Here is an 18,211-nt window from a genome sequence, read left to right as displayed (position 1 = left end):
GCGGTGTGTCGCCACACTTCGGGTGTGATCGTCCATGCATATGTCATGTCAGTGAAACGTCGTAGACATAGTGTGCCCACCCATTCTTAACCGATTGGGGAAGCACCCGTGTTGAACAAGACTCCGCTCTGCCTGGCGATCACGCTGACGTTGGCCGCAGCCACGTGGAGCCCGCTGGCGAATGCGGCTGAGGGTGTGGCCGCTAGCGGCGCCGTCGGTGCTGCGGCAATCGACCTGGAGCGGCTGGAAGTGCGCCCGCAACTGGAAGCGCAGGAGCGCGCGGTCGATCTCAAGCGCGCCTCCGATGCCATCCAGGACGCAGTCGCCTCCGATGCGATGGGACGTTACCCGGATAAGAATGTTGCAGAATCCTTACAGCGCCTACCCGGCATCAGCGTCACCCGCGACCAGGGTGAAGGCCGCTTTGTTGTCATCCGCGGGCTCGATTCGTCGCTCAACAGCGTCACCATCGACGGCATGAACATGGGCACCCCGGAAGACGGCACGCGCTCCACGCCGCTGGACGTGATTCCTTCCGATTCCACCGAGCGCCTGAAGGTAGTGAAGTCACCAACCCCGGACATGCCGGGCGATTCCATCGGCGGCGCGATCCAGGTGGAGTCCACCTCCGCATTCGACCGCGATGGACGCACGTTGCGCGGCTCCATCGAAGGCAGCCATCAGTCGCTGTCGGGCAAGACCAGCCCGAAGGGCGCGTTCAATTACAGCGATATCTTCGGCGGTACCTTCGGTGTGGCGGTGGGTGTGAACTACCAGGACCGCGAGTTCGAATCCGACAACACCGAAGTGGCCTACGACACCTTTGAAGGCGGCGCGGATGACGATCTGTTCGCCGGTGAAGTGCAACGTCGTAAATATTTCATCGAACGCACCCGCATGGGTGCCAACCTCAATCTGGACTGGCGCCCGGATGCGGACAACCGCTATTACCTGCGCTCGCTGTACAGCCGTTTCGATGATGCCGAAACGCGTCAGCGCACCATCTTCGGCTTGAGCGACGGTGAGGTCAGCGCCAATGGCGACGGCACCTACAACGTGGCCGACCTGCCGGCCGACAGCATTTCCAAGCGCGTGCGCTACCGCACCAAGAAGGAAGACAACAGGGCGGTGAGCTTTGGCGGTGAGAACCGCCTGAGCAGCGCCACCGTCGATTACAAGGTGGGCTATACCAAGACCACCGAGCGCGTGAACGACGAAAAGGAGGCGCGCTTCAACTACGACGGCGCCGATCTATCGGCGACGGTGGATCAGCGCAGCGGCATTCCGAAGTTGGGCTTCTCCGACAACGGCTGGCAGAGCAATGACGATTTTGTGTTCGATCGCTTCGTGATTGCGCCCAAGCAGGTGGACGACAGCGAGCGTAGCGCGCAAATCAACGTGCGTTTCGACGGCGAACATTCCAGCCTGAAGATGGGCGTGCTCGGCCGCTGGCGCGAGCGCGACGTCAACGTGGACGAAAGCGAGCTGCGTCGTGGTCCGGCTATCGACCTGAGCGATTGGACCACCGCCGCGCCCGAACATCGTGGTGGCACCTTGGGCGAGAGCGTCGGCTCAGACGGCATGCGCCGTTACTGGAACACCTCCGGCAATCTGTACAGCGCACGCCCGCAGGATGTGGGCGGCAATCTGCAGACCTCGCTGCAGGACGATTACAACGCCAGCGAAGATGTCTTCGCCACCTATGCGATGGGCACCTGGGACATCGGCGCACTGCGCATGATTGCCGGCGTGCGCGTGGAAAACACCCAGTTCAACGCCACCGGCAACCAGGTGGATGTGGCGCCGAATGGCCGCACCGCCACGGTGACGCCGCGCGAGGCCTCCAGCAGCTACACCAACGTACTGCCCGGGCTGCATCTGCGCTACGACAGTGGCAACGACTGGGTGTTGCGCTTTGCCGCCAACAAGACCTTGTCGCGCCCGTCGTTTGGCGATGTGTCGCCGCGCGTCAGCATCAACCGCGGCGATAACGAGGTGAGCATCGGCAACCCGGATCTCAATCCGTACCGCTCGCAGAATCTGGACCTGTCGTTCGAAAAATACATCGGCAGCACCGGCCTGATCTCGCTGAGCGTGTTCCACAAGTCGATCGACGACTACATCGTGCAGACGCTCAATACCAACGACGCGGAATTTCCGGGGTTGCAGGTCACGCGCTCGATCAATGGCGATACCGCAAAAGTGCGTGGCGCCGAACTCAATTGGCAGCAGACCCTGGACTTCCTGCCCGAAGGCTGGAACGGCTTTCTGGTGGGCGCCAGCGCCACCGCCCTGGACAGCGATTTCGCTCCGGGCCTGGCCAACCGCGCCGGCGACGACTTCATGCTGCCGCGTTCGTCCAAGCGCATCTACAGCGGCCACCTGGGCTACGAAAAATACGAGTTCAGCGCACGCGTGGCGGCCGTGTATCGCAGCCAATACCTGGACACCATCGGTCAGAGCCGCGCCTACGATATCTACGTTGCCCCGCACACCCAGATGGATTTCAGCATGAGCTACCAGTTCAACAGTCACGTGAGCCTGTATCTGGAAGCGCAGAACCTGCTGGACGAACCGTTGGAGCTGTATCAGGGCATCCCCTCGCGCACCCTGCAAAATGAAGAATACGGCCGCACCTATGCGCTCGGCCTGAAGGTGGCGCTGTGAGCGCACCGCGCCACTTACTGCAGACCACGCTGCTGGTCGCTGCCATGGCACTGGTCGGGTGCGCCAGCGCCCCGGCCGGCCGCGAAGCCGACGAAGCGCTACTGAAAGAGCCGTTGCTGAGCGAGGCCAAGGTCGCGCACCAAGTGGTGCCGGAAGCCTTCATCACCACGCTGACGCCATCGGACAATCTGGATTCGCCGGCCAGCTGGATGGCGCCGGATGGCAGCCGTTGGCTGATCGCCACGGCCAAGGGCACGCATGCGCTAGTGGTCTTCGATGGCGACAGCGGCAAGCGGCTGCGGGTGGTCGGCGGCAAGGGCAAGGCCCTGGGCAAACTCGACCGCCCGAACGGCATCTCGATCGTCGATGACCTGGTGTTCGTGGTGGAGCGTGATAATCGCCGTGTGCAGGTATTTTCGTTGCCGGATCTCAAGCCATTGACGGCCTTCGGCCAGGATACGTTGCGCGAACCTTATGGCCTGTGGGTGCGCAAGCATGAGGGCGGCTACGAGGTGGTGGTCAGCGACAACTACATGTCGCCCACCAACAGTGATCTGCCGCCGGCATTGGCCGAACTTGGGCAGCGCTTTCGCCGCTATCAAATCAATGCGGCAGGGCAGGGCTGGCAGGCGCGCCTGACCCAAAGTTTTGGCGATACCACAGAGGCGGGCGCAGTGCGGATTGCCGAATCAGTCTTCGGCGATGAAGCCAATGCGCGGCTGATGATTGCCGAAGAAGATGTGGCCGTGGGTACGCAGTTGCGCGACTACGGCATGGACGGGCGCTATCGCGGCAGCGATGTCGTCACGGGGTTATTCAAGGCGCAGGCAGAAGGCATCAGCTTGTTTGCGTGCAACGATGGCAGCGGCTACTGGATTGCCACCGATCAGTTCAAGGACCGCAGCGTGTTCCAGGTGTTTGATCGCAAGACGCTGGCGCATGTAGGCGCTTTCGCCGGCCGTGTTACCGCCAATACCGATGGCGTGTGGCTGGATCAACGCAGCGATGCACGCTTCCCGGTTGGTGTGTTCTATGCATTGCATGACGACCAAGCGGTGGCGGCATTCGATTGGCGCGATATCGCGCGCACGTTGCGCTTGGAAGACTGCGCGCCATGAAGGCTGCGCGTGCGTCGGTCTATGCGTTGCTGGGGTTGATCGCGACAGTCCGTGGGACCGCCTCTGCGGCCGACCGTGCTGCCGAACCCAACACGCAGGTGCCGCTGGGCTCGACGCACTACGTTGCCGATGGTTTCCCGGACCGTATTGTTGCTACGCCAGCGCAGGACGCCGCCACCGGGCTGCTACTGGGCGGCTGTACGACGCGTTTGAACTGCAGCGCGACAGCAACGGCAGCAAGCGCTTGATCGAACACGCAGCAGGACGTATTGCGCCGCGCGATTGTCCGCGCACTGCCACGCTCAAGGGGCGTGCGGATCGGTGTTGGGAATGAGTGAGGGCAGGCAACGGCCTGCCCGGCAACGCTGTACTGCTGGCCGGTGTGCCAGCAGTGCGCGAAGCACTTGCGAGCCGCATGCGCACGGTTCTGTGTCTTGCACTGGCATTAATCCTCAAGGCTCGCAACAGACGAGTTGAATATGACAAAACGGCAAGGGGTTTAGTCAGGATTTCGACTGCATTTACACGTTGTTTCAAAACTTCGCATGCGCATAGATTTCTTCTATCAGCGTGCGTTTGATGATCATGTAGTGCGACTTATGTCACGTCGATAGCGCGACTACGGTTGGTGCAGCCAAGCCACCAACCGGGTAGCCAAATCGATGCGGCGCTGCGGCGGCGGCTCTGGTTCCCCCAGTTCCCCGAGTCGCCCGCCATGATCCCCCACCTTATTCACCTGACCGCCCCCACCAAGCAGTTGCTGTGGGAAGAGCGCAGGATTTGCGATCGCCTGCAGCGTCTATTGCCAGGATGGACCTGTTACGTCTGGGACGACGCCGATAACTCAGAACTGATGCGGCGTGCGTTCCCCGAGTTCGCCGAGCGCTACGAGCAGATCCGCTTCGGCGTGATGAAAGCCGACATCGCCCGCTGCGCGTACATGCACGCACATGGCGGCTTCTACTTCGACACCGACTACAAACTGCTACGGCCACTGGATGCGCAGGTGCTCTCGCAACATTGCGTGCTGCCCGTCGAAGAAGGCGCGCCGGGCCATGATGACTTCAAAGATCGGCAATGCTGTATTCGGCTCCGAACCAGGCCATCCGTTCTGGCGCGCGTTTATCGAGCACATCTTTACCGCGCATGCGCCGGAAAGGCTGCAAGATCACCGCGAGATTCCGATGATTTCCGGCCCACGTGGCCTGACGCGTTTTTACAATGCGCACGGTGGGCAGTTCGCCGACATCCTGTTCCCGCCACGCGACGCCTTCCACCCGGATCGCACTTGGTTCGGGCTCGGCCACCGGGGCGGCAAGATCGCAGTGGGCTCGCACCTGTGTTGGGCATCGTGGCGCGGCAAGTCGCCGCGGCGCGCGCTGACCAACTACCTGCGCCGCAAGTTAAACGCTGTGCCGATTTGAATGGCAGCGTGCGGGGCGATACGGCAATCGACCTGGCGCAGAGCTGCCAGGTCGAATCTGTAGTGAGGTCATTCGCCTGCCTGCTGCAGGCGATTTATACAAGCGCAAGCTTGCATGTTCAATTAGCTTCGCATTGCGTGTTGCAAGTGTTGCGCGAAGTCAGGAATGCACTGCAGGCAGCGTCGTGGCTGATGGCGCTGCCTTGGCTCAGTTGAACGTAACCAATCTCTTGCGACACCGCCGCTTGCGTCGGTCAAAACGTCAAGCCACACAGCATCTGACTAGCGGCAGATTCACCATCTGCCCCAGGCTGCACACCGATGGCGTATGCGCGCCGGTGTGCCGTCTGGACTAGATCAGGCCGCCTCGGCCTGCACCTGACGAGGGCCTTCTTTGAGCGCACGCGCGATCAAGCCGACCATCAGATCGAGTTCGTCTTCATCCATCGCAAAATGCGGGGTGAAGCGCAGCGAATTCTCGCCGCCGTGAATCACGTTGACGCCGCGATGGCGCAGCCACTCTTCGGTCGAACCAGCGCCATAGCATTTGAAGTGCGGTGCCAGTTCGCAGGAGAACAGCAGGCCGGTGCCTTGCACCTTGGTGATCAAGCCGCCGAGCTCGGCCTGCAGCGCTTCCAGTTTGGCAATCGCCTGCGCGCCGCGGATGCGGATGTTCTCGCGCACCTGCGGCGTGAACAGCGCCAGCGTGGCGCAGGCCACATCGAGCGCGCGCGGGTTGGTGGTCATGGTGTTGCCGTAGGTGCCCTTGCGATACACCTGCGCGGCATGCTCGTTCACTGCCAGCACCGACAGCGGATACTGCGCGGCATTGAGCGCCTTGGAGTAGGTTTCCAGATCCGGCGGGTCGAGCTGCTCGAAGCCCGGGTAGTCCACCACCGACAGCACGCCATGCGCGCGCAACCCGGCCTGGATGGAATCGACCAGCAGCAGGCTGCCGTGGGTGCGGGTGAGCGCACGCGCGGCGGCATAGAACTCGGCTGGCAGCGCACGCCCCGGGTCGCCTTCGCCCATCACCGGCTCCAGGAATACCGCTTCGATAAACCAGTGATTGCGCGCGGCCTCATCGAAGGCGCGTTGCAACGCGGCCACGTCATACGGCGCGATCGCGATGACGGAGGCCTCGTCGCGATAGCTGGCCAAATACTTGATGTAGGTCTTGCGGCTGGAATCCGAATACAGACCAGGGCGATCGGTGCGGCCATGGAAGCTGCCCTTGACCACCAGACGCTTGATGGTGGCGCCGGCATGCCGCGCGCCCGGGTCGGTGTGCAGCTTGGCATTGGTATCGACGATACGCGCGGCCAGGCCCACCGCTTCGGAGCCGGAGTTGAGACACATGAAGCGGACAAACGGGCAGCCGCCGCGGCTGTGGCCGATCTCGGCGCGCAGGGCGCGATCGAGCCGGCGCTGCGCCAGGCTGGGCGTCATCACGTTGGCCATCACCTGCGGGCGCGCCATGGCGTCGAGCACCGCCGCCGGCGTATGGCCGAAGCCCAGCATGCCGTAGCCGCCGGCGTCGTACAGCAGCGCGCCCTTGAGCGTGACCACCCACGGCCCGCGTGCGGCCAGCGCCACGTACGGCGTCACTGCGTCGTCGGCATAGAAGTTGATGAAAACTTCCTGCACGGCGCTGATCTGGGCGTCTTCATCCAGATCCAGCAGGTCGGCGACATCATCACGCACCAGCGCATATTCGGCCGCCGCCGCTGCGATGGCGTGTTGCAGATCGGGGTGGTTGGGCGCCAGGCGCGCGATGGTCGCGTCGTCCAGGCCTTCGGTCAGGCGGAGGCCGGCATGGGCACGCAGCGGGGCGAGCGGGGCAAGGACGGACATGGCGCATCTCCTTCAATGGTGGCATTCGCCCTCTATTATCGGCAGAAGATCGGCGTTTGGCAGCGTGAATCTGGGCAGGAAGTGCGCTATTTTCGTCGAATCGCCGAAACAAATTCGCAGAAGTGAAGATCACCCCCTCCGACGAACGCCTGTTATCACTGCTGCGCGAGGACGCGCGCGCTTCCACCGCCCAAATCGCACGCCGGCTCGGGCTCTCGCGCACCACGGTGCAGAGCCGCATCGAAAAGCTAGAACGCGACGGCGTGATCAGCGGCTACACCGTCCGCACGCATGACGACTACGAACAGGGCCGCATCCGCGCGCACATCCTGATCACCGTGCTGCCCAAGAAGATGCCCGCCGTGGTCAAGGCGCTGCGCGATATCCCGGAAGTGCGCCTGCTGCACTCGGTCAGCGGCGCCTACGACCTAGTCGCCCTGGGTGTGGTCGGCGGCGTCAACGAGATGGACGTGCTCACCGACGCCATCGGTGCCATCGACGGGGTGGAGCGCACTACCACCTCGATCATTCTGTCGACCAAGTTCGAGCGGTAGGGACGGGAATCGTGAGTCGGAGATCGGGGATCGGGGATCGTAAGAGCCATTATTCGCGAACGAACCAAGCCCTTCTCCCCCCGGGAGAGGGGGGGTGAGGGTACGGGGGCGAAGCCCATGTGTCATTTCAACCCTATGAGGCGTCGCCCGTACCCTCATCCGGCGCTACGCGCCACCTTCTCCCAATGGGAGAAGGGAGCAGGTCGCAGCTCTGGTGAATAAAGCCCCTTTCCCCCAGGGCGAGAAGGCACGGTTTGTGCGTCACTGCCGCGCGTGCCTTGGAGCACGCGACTCGCAAGCGCGGGCAGGGGGCTTGGACGGGGAGGGTGCGAACGGGTATAGGGCGAACCATCGTCTACCAGTCGACGATTCACGTTTGCTGGCGCGTGGCGACGCGTTTGCCATCGCCGACTGCTGAATCTGCTCGCGTCGCCTCTCGATGGGAGAAGGATGTCCCCAGCATGTCCCGCTAAACTAGCGCCCCCAATCGCTGCACCGCCGAACCTTTGAAGAAGTCCGATTTCAACTATTCGCTACCCGAAGAACTGATCGCCCAGGCGCCACTGGCCGAGCGCGCAGCGAGCCGGCTGCTGGTGGTGCCGCCGTCGCCGCAGGCGCTGGCTGACCGCCAGGTGCGCGATCTGCCCGAGCTGCTGCAGCCGGGCGATCTGTTGATCTTCAACGACACCCGGGTCATTCCGGCGCGGTTGTTCGGGCAGAAGGCCAGTGGCGGGCGGGTGGAAATCCTGATCGAGCGCCTGCTCGGTGAACGCGAGGCGCGGGTGCAGATCGGCGCCAGCAAATCGCCCAAGGCCGGCAGTCTGATCGCGCTGGATGCCGGTGGCCAAGCCGAGGTGCTGGGCCGCGATGGCGAGTTCTATCTGCTGCGTTTCGAGATCCCGACCCCGCTGGAACACTGGCTGCTGGAAGCCGGCCGCCTGCCGCTGCCGCCCTACATCCGCCGTGAGCCGGGCGTTGAAGATCGCGAGCGCTATCAGACCGTGTTCGCGCGCGAAGTCGGCGCGGTCGCCGCGCCCACCGCCGGCCTGCATTTCGACGAGCCGTTGCTGGCGCAGTTGCGCGAGCGCGGCGTGGAGTTCGGCCACGTCACCTTGCACGTGGGCGCGGGCACCTTCCAGCCGGTGCGCGTGGATAAGCTCGACCAGCACGTGATGCATAAGGAATGGCTCAACGTGGGTGCGGCGCTGGTGGAACAGGTGCGCCGCACCCGCGCCCGCGGCGGCCGCGTGATCGCGGTGGGCACCACGGTGGTGCGCTCGCTGGAAAGCGCCTGGCGCAAGACTGATGCCGCGCCCGAGGGCGAATTGCAGCCATTCGCCGGCGAAACCCAGATCTTCATCCTGCCTGGCTACCGCATCCGCAGCGTCGATGCGATGGTCACCAACTTCCATCTGCCCGAAAGCACCTTGATGATGATGGTCTCCGCCTTCGCCGGCCGCGAGCGCATTTTCGAGGCCTACGACCACGCCATCGCCCAGCGCTATCGCTTCTTTTCGTACGGCGATGCGATGTTGTTGTGGAGCCGGGAATCGGGAGTCGGGAATGGGGAATCGTAAGGCGGTACCCACCGAACGATCAGCCACCTGCTAACCGCTCTTCCGATTCCCGACTCCCCATTCCCGGCCTCTCAATGTCCCGACTCCAGTTCCAGCTTCAAGCCACCGACGGGCATGCCCGGCGTGGGCGCCTGACCTTTCCGCGCGGCACGGTCGAAACGCCTGCGTTCATGCCGGTGGGCACCTATGGCTCGGTCAAGGGCATCCTGCCCGAGCAGATCCGTGCGCTGGGTGCGGAGATCATCCTGGGCAATACCTTCCATCTGTATCTGCGCCCGGGTCTGGATGTGATCGGCGATCACGGCGGCTTGCACCGGTTTGCACGCTGGGATGGGCCGATCCTCACCGATTCCGGCGGCTTTCAGGTGTTTTCGCTGGCGCATCGCCGCAAGATCACCGAGCAGGGCGTGACCTTTTCTTCTCCGACCGATGGCGCGCGGGTGTTCCTGGGCCCCGAGGAAAGCATGCAGATCCAGAAGGTGCTCGATTCGGACATCGTGATGATCTTCGACGAGTGCACGCCATACCCGGCCACCGAGGAAGTGGCGCGGCGCTCCATGGAACTGAGCCTGCGCTGGGCGCAGCGCTCGCGGGATGCGCACGACGGGCTGGGCAACGATGCGGCGCTGTTCGGCATCGTGCAGGGTGGGGTGCATCCAGACCTGCGCAGCCGCTCGCTGGACGGCCTGCAAGGCATCGGCTTCGATGGCTATGCGATCGGCGGGCTGGCGGTCGGCGAGCCCGAACATGAGCGCAATGCCATGCTTGAACACCTGCACCCGCGCCTGCCGGCCGAGCGCCCGCGCTACCTGATGGGCGTCGGCCGCCCGGAGGATCTGGTCGAAGGTGTGGCCCGCGGGGTAGACATGTTCGACTGCGTCATGCCCACCCGCAATGCGCGCAACGGCCACTATTTCACCTCGTTCGGCACCGTACGTATCCGCAACGCCAAGTACGAGCGCGACCTGGATACCATCGAGCTGGGCTGCGGCTGCCATGCCTGCAGCAGTGGCTATACGCGCTCCTATCTGCGCCATCTGGATCGCTGCAACGAGATGCTGGCGCCGATGCTGGGCACCCTGCACAACCTCTGGTACTACGAAAAACTGATGGCCGACATGCGTGCGGCGATCGCCTCGGGAACCTTTGTGGAGTTCCGGCGGTCCTTCTATGCGGCACGCGGCGCCACCACGCCGCCGTTGCCTGGGGAAACCAGCTGAGACCGGCCATCCGCGCCCTGGCGCGGACGGCGTGGAACCTGCGTGGCATAATTCCCGGCTGTTCCGCTCCGGCGGTACCTGAATAGCGAGCGGCCTCATGGGCGCGCTGGCACCAAACTAGGATGCATTGAATGAATTTGCTCGATTTCCTGATTCCCGTCGCCCAGGCGCAAGCCACTGGCGCCGCGCCGGCACCCGGCCCGCTGGGTGGTCTGTCCACCTTCGCGCTGCCGGTCATCCTGATTGCGGTCATGTACTTCCTGATGATCCGCCCGCAGATGAAGCGTCAGAAGGAGCACAAGTCGCTGCTGGACAAGCTGGCGCGCGGCGATGAAGTCATCACCTCCGGCGGCGTTGCCGGCGTGATCACCGACATCGGCGACAACTTCATCAGCGTGGAAGTGGCCGACAACGTGCGCATCCGCGTGCAGAAGAGCGCCGTGGGCCATGTGCTGCCGAAGGGCACGCTGAAGTCGGCTAGCTAAGTGTCTTTAAAACGACTGCGCCGCCCAGGCGGGCGCAGTCGACACGCGCAGCCGGATGCTGACACTGCCGGTTCTGCTGTACCGCCCGTATCCATCTGAAGACTGCTGGCGACGCTGTATCGGCCGCCTGACGTCGTTCTCACTGCTAGGCGCGTCGCCGGGATGGTGTCGCGCAGGACTGTCGCAATGCTCGAATTTCCTCGCTGGAAGTACTTCCTGATCCTGCTGGTGCTGGCGGTCAGTGCGCTGTATGCGCTGCCCAACATCTATCAGAAGGACCCGTCCGTGCAGATCACCGCCAGCCGCGGTGCTCAGCTCGACGACGCGTTGCGCAGTCGCATCGACGCCGACCTCAAGGCTGCCGGCATCACGCCCAAGGCAGTCACCAAGGAAGGCGACAGCCTGATGGTGCGCTTGCCCTCGCTGCAGGCGCAGACCCGCGCCAATGACGTGTTGCGTCAGCAGCTGGGCGAGAACTACACCGTGGCGCTGAACCTGGCTTCCACCGTGCCGGACTGGCTGGCCAAGCTGGGCGGCCGGCCGATGGTGCTGGGTCTGGACCTGGTGGGCGGCGTGCACTTCGCCATGCAGGTCGACCAGAAAGCCGCGCTGGAAAAGCGTCTGGACGGTTTTGCCGAAGACATCCGCACCACCTTGCGCGATGCCCGCATCGCCTATCGCTCGGTGGAGCGTCGCGCCGATAACAGCATCCAGGTCAGCCTGGGCGAGGGCGCCGATGCCGATGCTGCGCGCGTGGCGCTGGGCAAGGCGCAGCCGACCCTGACCTACGACGTCAGCGGCCAGAACATCGCAGTCAAAGTGCCGGAGGCCGAGCTCAAGCAGATCGCCAGCGGTGCGATCGAGCAGAACCTCACCACCTTGCGCAACCGCGTCAATGCCCTAGGCGTGTCCGAGCCGACCATCCAGCGCCAGGGCGAAGATCGCATCGTGGTCGAACTGCCCGGTCTGCAGGACACCGCCGAAGCCAAGCGCCTGATCGGTGCCACCGCCTCGCTGGAATTCCGCGCTGTGGTCGACGGTAACGCCGAAGATGCCGTGCGCAGCGGCAACATCCCGCCGGAGGCCAAGGTCTATCGCCTGCGCGACAGCAATGCTCCGGTACTGTTGAACAAGCGCGCACTGGTGACCGGTGACCAGATGGTCAGCGCCTCGGTCAGCACCGACCAGAACGGCATGCCGGCCGTTGCGGTGACGCTCAACAACGTGGCCGGCCAGCGCATGTTCGACTACACCAGCGCCAACGTCGGCAAGCTGATGTCGGTGGTGTACATCGAGCGCATTCCCACCGTGACCATGGTCGACGGCAAGGAAGTGCGTAGCGTGCGGGTCAAGGAAGAAGCCTTGCCTGCTACACGCATCGCCGGTGTATTCGGCAAGAATTTCCAGACCACCGGTTTGGAAAAGACCGAAGCCGAAAACCTGGCCAAGCTGCTGAAATCCGGCTCGCTGGCCGCGCCGATGGACTTCGTCGAGGAATACGTCATCGGCCCGAGCCTGGGTGCAGAGAACGTGGAACGCGGCGTCACTGCGGTGGTCTACTCGTTCCTGTTTACGCTGGTGTTCTTCACCATCTACTACCGCGTGTTCGGCGCGATCACCTCGGTGGCGCTGCTGTTCAACCTGCTGATCGTGGTGGCGGTGATGTCGCTGTTCGGCGCCACCATGACGCTGCCGGGCTTTGCTGGCCTTGCGCTGTCGGTGGGTCTGTCGGTGGACGCCAATGTGCTGATCAACGAGCGTATTCGTGAAGAGTTGCGCCTTGGCGTACCGGCCAAATCGGCGATTGCGGCTGGTTACGAAAAGGCCGGCGGCACCATCCTCGACGCCAACCTCACCGGCCTGATCGTGGCGGTGGCCTTGTACGCGTTTGGTACCGGCCCGCTGAAGGGCTTCGCGCTGACCATGATGATCGGTATTTTCGCCTCGATGTTCACCGCGATCACCGTGTCGCGTGCGCTGGCGGTGTTGATCTACGGCAGCCGCAAGAAGCTGAAGTCTGTCGCTATTTAATGCGAGTCCCTCGCAAGAGCCCGCACATCCATGTGCGGACTTTTTAGGAAGATCTTTCAATGAAAATTTTTCCGCTTCACCTGATTCCCAACGACACCAAGATCGATTTCATGAGCTGGCGCAAGCCGGTGCTGATCTTGATGCTGGTGCTGGCAGTCGCCTCGGTCGGCATCATCGTCGGCAAGGGTTTCAACTACGCGCTGGAATTTACCGGCGGCACGCTGGTGCAGACCTCGTTCCAGAAGACCGTGGACGTGGACCAGGTGCGCGAAAAGCTGTCCAAGGCCGGCTTCGAAAACGCCCAGGTGCAGAATGCCCGCGGCGGCAATGAAGTGATGATTCGCCTGCAGCCGCATGGCCAGAACAACAATCGCGACGACGCCGCTCGCACCGTTGCCGAAGATGTGCGCAAGGCGGTGACCAGCGATGAGAATCCGGCCACCGTGCAGCCTGGCGAATTCGTCGGCCCGCAGGTCGGGAAGGACCTTGCCTTGAACGGCGTGTATGCCACGGTGTTCATGCTGGTGGGCTTTTTGATCTACATCGCGTTCCGCTTCGAGTGGAAGTTCGCAGTGGTCGCCAGCCTGACCGCGTTGTTCGATTTGCTGGTCACCGTGGCCTTCGTGTCGCTGACCGGCCGCGAGTTCGACCTGACTGTGCTGGCCGGCCTGCTGTCGGTGATGGGCTTTGCGATCAACGACATCATCGTGGTGTTCGACCGTGTACGCGAAAACTTCCGCGCACTGCGCGTGGAGCCGCTGGAAGTGCTCAACCGTTCGATCAACCAGACGCTCTCGCGCACGGTGATCACCGCGGTGATGTTCTTCCTGTCGGCATTGGCGCTGTACATCTACGGCGGCGAGTCGATGGAAGGCCTGGCCGAGACCCACATGATTGGCGCGGTGATCGTGGTGATCTCCTCGGTGATCGTGGCCGTGCCGATGCTGAGCATCGGGCCGTTTGCGGTGACCAAGCAGGATCTGCTGCCCAAGGCCAAGGACGTGGAGGCGCTGGCGCGTCGTCCTTGATCGGTTGGCAAACGGTGTGACGAAAAAACCGCGCATTGCGCGGTTTTTTCGTTTCTGGCGTTGGGCGTCGTAACTGCACGGTTATGCACTGTGACGCCACTACTCAAGATCTTGAACATTAGGGATTTCGTCGGACACGTGATGCCGATCGATACGTAGTACGTTGCGGTAGAGAAACAACAGAGCCGCCAACGCCTGGTTCTGTTTGCCTGCAGACACCTGTGCCTGGATCGACAAGCGGATGAGGAACGCATGGACCTCCACTTGGCCCATCTGCACCAAATAACGCTTGCCGCTGGCCAGGATGAAGCGCTGTATCCAACTCAGATATGCCTGCTCGGTGCGCAGGCTGTAGTGCCGTACGCGCAGGCGGTCGCGCACCTGATCCAACAGCTTCGGCCCCGACCGCACTGTTACGCTTCCATCTCCCGGGGTGTAATTCATACGCCTGCTCAACCGTTGGGTAACACCACCAGCATCGACGTTGGGCGTGGCCCCAGTATCAGGTAAGCGTTTGATATTCATTGGGACGAGCCTATTCCCTGGCATCCGCGGATTGCGGATACTAGGTACAACACCGCGTTTAGGCGATCCAATAAAAGTTAGGCCGCACATGGACCCAGTCACTGCATTTGCAACTATCGTCAGTCTGCTCTCTAACTTCGTTTCGCACCGCGAAGGAAAGGAGAGTAAAGACTTTGATTCTTTCATGGCTTGGCTGACAGAGCATCACCATGCCGAGATTAGAAGCCTTTTGCAGACCAATGCCACCACAACTGTCAGCATCAAGGCTCTTCTAAACGATTCACGCGAGACCATCCTTGAACGCCTCGCTACCCTAGACAAGATGATGGCGACTGTTGCTGCCGGCATTGCTAGCTATCGCGATCTTGCCTTAGTCGCCTACCCGTCGTCAGAGCTGTCTGGACAAGCGTACGCAATCCTTGAGCAATTCTATGACTCTGGCGCAACATCTATCCTGGAAGTGAAGTGTTTGTCTGGTGAAATGGAACTTGCGTACATGGATGCGCCAAGCAACGGAAGCATTTCCTACACGGAGACTCGCTTCGTTGGGGACGATCTGACCACACTGGTCAGCCTCGGCCTGCTAGATCTTGAGCGCAATGACAAAGGTGCAAGAATCTTCAAGTTCAAGCGTGCAGCAGCAGCACTGGTGGAACAACGGCGTGGGGCATAACAATTCATTCAAGCCGACGCCGCTTCGCGGCGCGGCTTAATTCAGGCGTTAGGCGGGTGGAAAAGCATACTTCCTCTACCCGCCAATGCAGATCAGATTTCCGTGCTCGGGATGATCGTGATGCATCCATCAGCAATGTGGAGTGTCACTTTTTGACCTACAGCAAAGCCTGCCAGCTTTAGCCAGTGCCCCCGCAGTCGCAGATATGGGACAGCCGGCGGCGCCGGCCAGCGGTCCCGCTTGCGCGGATAGGAACTGTAACCAACTGTAAGCAAACGGCGAGCGGAGATTTGAGTACGAGCAGCCATGACGGCCTCCTAGCGGTTCGTTGATTTACGCCCTTGTTGAGAGGGCGGCCGAGTACTTCAACACCGCCGCTAGACGGCCCCCAGCTTTCCCCGGCAAGCCGGGTCTTGTATCACTGGACGCTACTCGACCATAGAGAATCTATGGGCGCAAAAAAACCGCGATGACAGCCGCGGGCACTGCTAGCGGGTAAGGTGTGTTGAGCACCTAGGGAACCTCTGAACAACTCGTGGCGCTACGAGCGAACTTGGGATTTCGCTTGATTTGCAACAATCACCGTTGCTGAAAATCAATCGCTTACGCGTGATGGCTCCAACCTCAGGGGCGATCAGAAGCCGATGGAGGAGTTGTTCAGAACTTCCCTAGTGATGTAAGCTAGCCGGCAATGAGGCGCCGGTCAACTGTCGGACCCGCCTAACAATTCATTCAAGCCGAAGCCGCTTCGCGGGTCGGCTTAATTCCGGCGTTAGGCACCATGTCAGACAAGATCCCAACTGAAAGACAAGTGCTCCGCTGCATCTACGACATGTATTTGCCGAACTATCCATTCCAGCCGGAAAAGGGTTCTATCGGACAGTTCATTATCCCCATAGATGTGGAGGCAGTTGCTACACGCCTTGGCACAAGCAAGTATTTGCTCTTTGGCTATCTAAATTCTTACCTAGATCACAAATATCGCCAAAAGACAGGAGAGAACAGCGCCGTGCATCTGTTTGCTCCGGTTGTTGGGGACATGAGGAATGCAGTCAATTTCCCATATCTGGCAGCGATACTTGCGGGGCATGATCAGGAGCATTCAAAGTTCGCGTGGTCTCTTGGCGTTTCTCTAGTGGCTCTTGCTCTGTCGGTCGGTGCCATCATTGCTCAGGTGGTTGCGCGGTAATGGCGCCTAACAACTCAATCAAGCCGAACTGGCTTCGCCAGTCGGCTTATTTCAAGCGTTAGGCTCATACGGAAGTTCCCGCGCGCTCGAACGCCTCAATATTTCTCGCTCACACGGTCGAGCCTACAGTTGCGGAGTTCGAGAAGGCGCCGTACGACATCCGTCGCGGCAGGTTAGCTGCAATTGTCCTGTATCACATGGCAGACCATTTCGCGCTCGACGGCTTCGAAAGCCGCGATCGCACCCTCATGGACAAAGAGGTCGCCAATGTGCGGGCGGGCTTACAAGCCGGATGTCCAGATTTCGCAATAATCCGAGACGTGGCAGATGCGTCTAAACATGCGAAGTTGGCTTTGTCAAAAAATTTTCCGCGCCAGCTCTCATCGACCGAGCAATTGTCGGCCACCCCAGGAATCTTTCAAGCACCGTTCGGCTATGGCGTGTTCGCCGAAGCAGCGGAGGTTATCGTCACGTTGGATGACGGCACCACGCTCTCTTTGCTGTCGGCCGTCCGCACAGTCCTTGCTACATGGAGGTCAATGCTGTCACCCGTCGCGCTAAGATGAGGTCTAACCACTCGTCCAAGCAGACGCGCGAAAAGCCGCGCGCCGCTTAACTCAAGCGTTATACGCCAGAAGACCATGGCCGATACCCAAAGAATCAAATTTGCCTACTACGATGCGAGCTGGCAAGCAGATGCCGGGGACCCCGCCACGTTGCGATCTCAGGCCCAGAGTGTCGTCGCAGTGGACGTGACAAATGAGATGGAGGGCCATCTCTTCTGTCCGGAATGCTGCACGAACGTAACGAAATCCCCGAAAACTCGCCAGCGGTTCAAAAATGGCCGCAAGGCGTGCTTCGTTCACTGGCCTTCTTACCAGCACATTAAATGTCCGCTGCGCTCTACAAAACCTGAGGGAATGCGCTTCGCCACGGAAGAGGCCGCCGCGCAAGCGTTAGATCGCGGAGACCTAGTACTAGTTAATCAGTTTATGAGGCAACAGCCTCAACCGCCAGAGTCCTCCGGCACTTACCAGCAAACACCAGTCGAAGATGTAGCCGGGCCGCTAGCCAACTTCCCGATAGCGCGCCATCGCGGTCAGACGTTCCGCTTGCCAACGCGTATCTCGTCGGTACAGACGCTGTGCCGGCGCCTTGATGAAAACCTGCATCGCTACTATCAATTTCCTGGCCATTCCAACCCGCAGCCCTTGCACGACTTGCTCAACCCGGTGACCTGGATAACGGGTGAGGACAGTACGCCGAAGCTCTACTACGGCAAGATCCTGTCTAGCTCTGTCATGAGCGCGAATCCACAGCCTTCCCACCTCAGGATGACAAAACTACAGGCTAGCGGTCGCATCGTGGACTTCTATCTGAAGCAGAACAACGCCGCACAAGAGGGCAAAGGTATTGGCGCAGACAAGGTAGGCCGCTACGTACTCTTCTGGTCTGCTATCACTGGCAACGGCATCGGATACTGCGCTGAGCAGCTCGGCTGGGGAGAGTTTGCACTCGTCCCGGAGCCTTACACGAGGCTGCTCGATGAACTGGCTGGCGTATAATAATTCGTTCAAGCCAAACCCGCTTCTCGGGTCGGCTTAATTCCGGCGTTAGGCAGTGGTGAGGCATTACAGCTTCGGCATCCGCTGTCGCGTGATCTTGCATGTCCAGCGACTGGCTTGTGCGCGACCAGATGGGCCGATAACGCCTCATTACGTGCGATTGCGCACCGGCGCGGCTCATCGAACTCGTCGGCCACATCCGGCAAATGCCCAAGCCAACCGAGTCGACGCAATGCGTTGCACTGCAGTCAAATGCAACGCACCCGCCACTCACTTCAAATAGTGGTGCCCGCCAAGCATGC

The 18,211-nt window shown here is 61.5% G+C and carries 16 protein-coding genes and 1 pseudogene; 14 read left to right on the top strand and 3 right to left on the bottom strand.

Going from position 1 to position 18,211, the window contains the following annotated elements; genetic code table 11:
• Window positions 1–108: 108 nt before the first annotated feature.
• From KWO_RS12790 to KWO_RS12775, 4 genes and pseudogenes are all read left to right on the top strand, one after another.
• Window positions 109–2,667 carry a TonB-dependent receptor gene (locus KWO_RS12790; RefSeq protein WP_017113565.1) on the top strand — a complete coding sequence of 853 codons (2,559 nt, stop codon included), beginning with the start codon at window positions 109–111 and terminating at the stop codon, window positions 2,665–2,667.
• A complete protein-coding gene (locus KWO_RS12785; protein ID WP_010376612.1) occupies window positions 2,664–3,785 on the top strand; it encodes a phytase in 1,122 nt (373 codons plus the stop codon). Before KWO_RS12790 ends, KWO_RS12785 begins: the two co-directional genes overlap by 4 nt.
• Complete coding sequence (locus KWO_RS12780) at window positions 3,782–4,033, top strand: hypothetical protein (protein ID WP_010372333.1); 252 nt, start codon at window positions 3,782–3,784, stop codon at window positions 4,031–4,033. Before KWO_RS12785 ends, KWO_RS12780 begins: the two co-directional genes overlap by 4 nt.
• Window positions 4,034–4,500: 467 nt before the next feature.
• Window positions 4,501–5,209, top strand: a pseudogene (locus KWO_RS12775) (glycosyltransferase family 32 protein).
• A gap of 356 nt (window positions 5,210–5,565) precedes the next feature.
• On the opposite strand, the gene KWO_RS12765 reads toward KWO_RS12775, so the two are convergent.
• A complete protein-coding gene (locus KWO_RS12765) occupies window positions 5,566–7,062 on the bottom strand; it encodes an aminotransferase class III-fold pyridoxal phosphate-dependent enzyme (protein ID WP_010376620.1) in 1,497 nt (498 codons plus the stop codon).
• A gap of 122 nt (window positions 7,063–7,184) precedes the next feature.
• On the opposite strand from KWO_RS12765, the gene KWO_RS12760 reads away from it, so the two are divergent.
• The 6 genes from KWO_RS12760 (at window position 7,185) to secF (ending at window position 13,957) form a co-directional block, all read left to right on the top strand.
• The gene (locus KWO_RS12760) at window positions 7,185–7,616 is read left to right on the top strand and encodes an Lrp/AsnC family transcriptional regulator (RefSeq protein WP_010376622.1); all 432 of its coding nucleotides are present in this window, start codon (window positions 7,185–7,187) and stop codon (window positions 7,614–7,616) included.
• Between the two features lie 506 nt (window positions 7,617–8,122).
• Window positions 8,123–9,193, top strand: coding sequence for a tRNA preQ1(34) S-adenosylmethionine ribosyltransferase-isomerase QueA (gene queA / locus KWO_RS12750; RefSeq protein ID WP_010372318.1), 1,071 nt, complete (start codon window positions 8,123–8,125; stop codon window positions 9,191–9,193).
• 74 nt (window positions 9,194–9,267) lie between these two features.
• Window positions 9,268–10,413 (top strand): tRNA guanosine(34) transglycosylase Tgt, encoded by a 1,146-nt coding sequence (tgt, locus tag KWO_RS12745; protein ID WP_010372314.1) that lies wholly within the window; start codon window positions 9,268–9,270, stop codon window positions 10,411–10,413.
• Window positions 10,414–10,544: 131 nt separating this feature from the next.
• Window positions 10,545–10,898 (top strand): preprotein translocase subunit YajC, encoded by a 354-nt coding sequence (gene yajC, locus KWO_RS12740; protein ID WP_010372311.1) that lies wholly within the window; start codon window positions 10,545–10,547, stop codon window positions 10,896–10,898.
• A 186-nt stretch (window positions 10,899–11,084) separates the two neighbouring features.
• Window positions 11,085–12,929: a protein translocase subunit SecD gene (gene secD, locus KWO_RS12735; protein ID WP_010372308.1), complete on the top strand. Its 1,845-nt coding sequence runs from the start codon at window positions 11,085–11,087 to the stop codon at window positions 12,927–12,929.
• Window positions 12,930–12,988: 59 nt separating this feature from the next.
• Window positions 12,989–13,957 (top strand): protein translocase subunit SecF, encoded by a 969-nt coding sequence (gene secF, locus KWO_RS12730; RefSeq protein ID WP_010372305.1) that lies wholly within the window; start codon window positions 12,989–12,991, stop codon window positions 13,955–13,957.
• Window positions 13,958–14,056: 99 nt separating this feature from the next.
• On the opposite strand, the gene KWO_RS12725 is transcribed toward secF, so the two are convergent.
• Window positions 14,057–14,347 carry a phage integrase N-terminal SAM-like domain-containing protein gene (locus tag KWO_RS12725; protein ID WP_017112382.1) on the bottom strand — a complete coding sequence of 97 codons (291 nt, stop codon included), beginning with the start codon at window positions 14,345–14,347 and terminating at the stop codon, window positions 14,057–14,059.
• Between the two features lie 223 nt (window positions 14,348–14,570).
• Here KWO_RS12725 and KWO_RS12720 point away from each other — a divergent pair, with 223 nt between their 5' ends.
• Window positions 14,571–15,155 (top strand): hypothetical protein, encoded by a 585-nt coding sequence (locus tag KWO_RS12720; protein ID WP_010372297.1) that lies wholly within the window; start codon window positions 14,571–14,573, stop codon window positions 15,153–15,155.
• A gap of 92 nt (window positions 15,156–15,247) precedes the next feature.
• Here the strand turns inward: KWO_RS12720 and KWO_RS12715 are convergent, their stop codons facing one another.
• Complete coding sequence (locus KWO_RS12715) at window positions 15,248–15,463, bottom strand: SymE family type I addiction module toxin (protein WP_082320238.1); 216 nt, start codon at window positions 15,461–15,463, stop codon at window positions 15,248–15,250.
• 473 nt (window positions 15,464–15,936) lie between these two features.
• Here KWO_RS12715 and KWO_RS12710 point away from each other — a divergent pair, with 473 nt between their 5' ends.
• The 3 genes from KWO_RS12710 to KWO_RS12700 all read left to right on the top strand — a co-directional run bounded on the left by KWO_RS12710 (window position 15,937) and on the right by KWO_RS12700 (window position 17,909).
• Window positions 15,937–16,344: a hypothetical protein gene (locus tag KWO_RS12710; protein WP_010372294.1), complete on the top strand. Its 408-nt coding sequence runs from the start codon at window positions 15,937–15,939 to the stop codon at window positions 16,342–16,344.
• 197 nt (window positions 16,345–16,541) lie between these two features.
• A complete protein-coding gene (locus tag KWO_RS12705) occupies window positions 16,542–16,910 on the top strand; it encodes a hypothetical protein (RefSeq protein ID WP_010376626.1) in 369 nt (122 codons plus the stop codon).
• Window positions 16,911–16,985: 75 nt separating this feature from the next.
• Window positions 16,986–17,909 carry a hypothetical protein gene (locus KWO_RS12700; protein ID WP_010376635.1) on the top strand — a complete coding sequence of 308 codons (924 nt, stop codon included), beginning with the start codon at window positions 16,986–16,988 and terminating at the stop codon, window positions 17,907–17,909.
• Window positions 17,910–18,211: the final 302 nt, after the last annotated feature.

It is taken from the genome of Xanthomonas vasicola pv. musacearum NCPPB 4379, assembly GCF_000277895.2.
Lineage (GTDB): Bacteria > Pseudomonadota > Gammaproteobacteria > Xanthomonadales > Xanthomonadaceae > Xanthomonas > Xanthomonas vasicola.
This window is presented reverse-complemented; position numbering and strand designations above follow the sequence as displayed.

Excerpts from the sequence above, each read along its gene's own strand:
- yajC (WP_010372311.1), top strand. The coding sequence starts at position 10,545 with ATGAATTTGCTCGATTTCCTGATTCCCGTCGCCCAGGCGCAAGCCACT.
- KWO_RS12780 (WP_010372333.1), top strand. The coding sequence starts at position 3,782 with ATGAAGGCTGCGCGTGCGTCGGTCTATGCGTTGCTGGGGTTGATCGCG.
- KWO_RS12720 (WP_010372297.1), top strand. The coding sequence starts at position 14,571 with ATGGACCCAGTCACTGCATTTGCAACTATCGTCAGTCTGCTCTCTAAC.
- tgt (WP_010372314.1), top strand. The coding sequence starts at position 9,268 with ATGTCCCGACTCCAGTTCCAGCTTCAAGCCACCGACGGGCATGCCCGG.
- KWO_RS12705 (WP_010376626.1), top strand. The coding sequence starts at position 16,542 with ATGGCAGACCATTTCGCGCTCGACGGCTTCGAAAGCCGCGATCGCACC.
- KWO_RS12710 (WP_010372294.1), top strand. The coding sequence starts at position 15,937 with ATGTCAGACAAGATCCCAACTGAAAGACAAGTGCTCCGCTGCATCTAC.
- KWO_RS12715 (WP_082320238.1), bottom strand. The coding sequence starts at position 15,463 with ATGGCTGCTCGTACTCAAATCTCCGCTCGCCGTTTGCTTACAGTTGGT.
- KWO_RS12700 (WP_010376635.1), top strand. The coding sequence starts at position 16,986 with ATGGCCGATACCCAAAGAATCAAATTTGCCTACTACGATGCGAGCTGG.
- secD (WP_010372308.1), top strand. The coding sequence starts at position 11,085 with ATGCTCGAATTTCCTCGCTGGAAGTACTTCCTGATCCTGCTGGTGCTG.
- secF (WP_010372305.1), top strand. The coding sequence starts at position 12,989 with ATGAAAATTTTTCCGCTTCACCTGATTCCCAACGACACCAAGATCGAT.
- KWO_RS12765 (WP_010376620.1), bottom strand. The coding sequence starts at position 7,062 with ATGTCCGTCCTTGCCCCGCTCGCCCCGCTGCGTGCCCATGCCGGCCTC.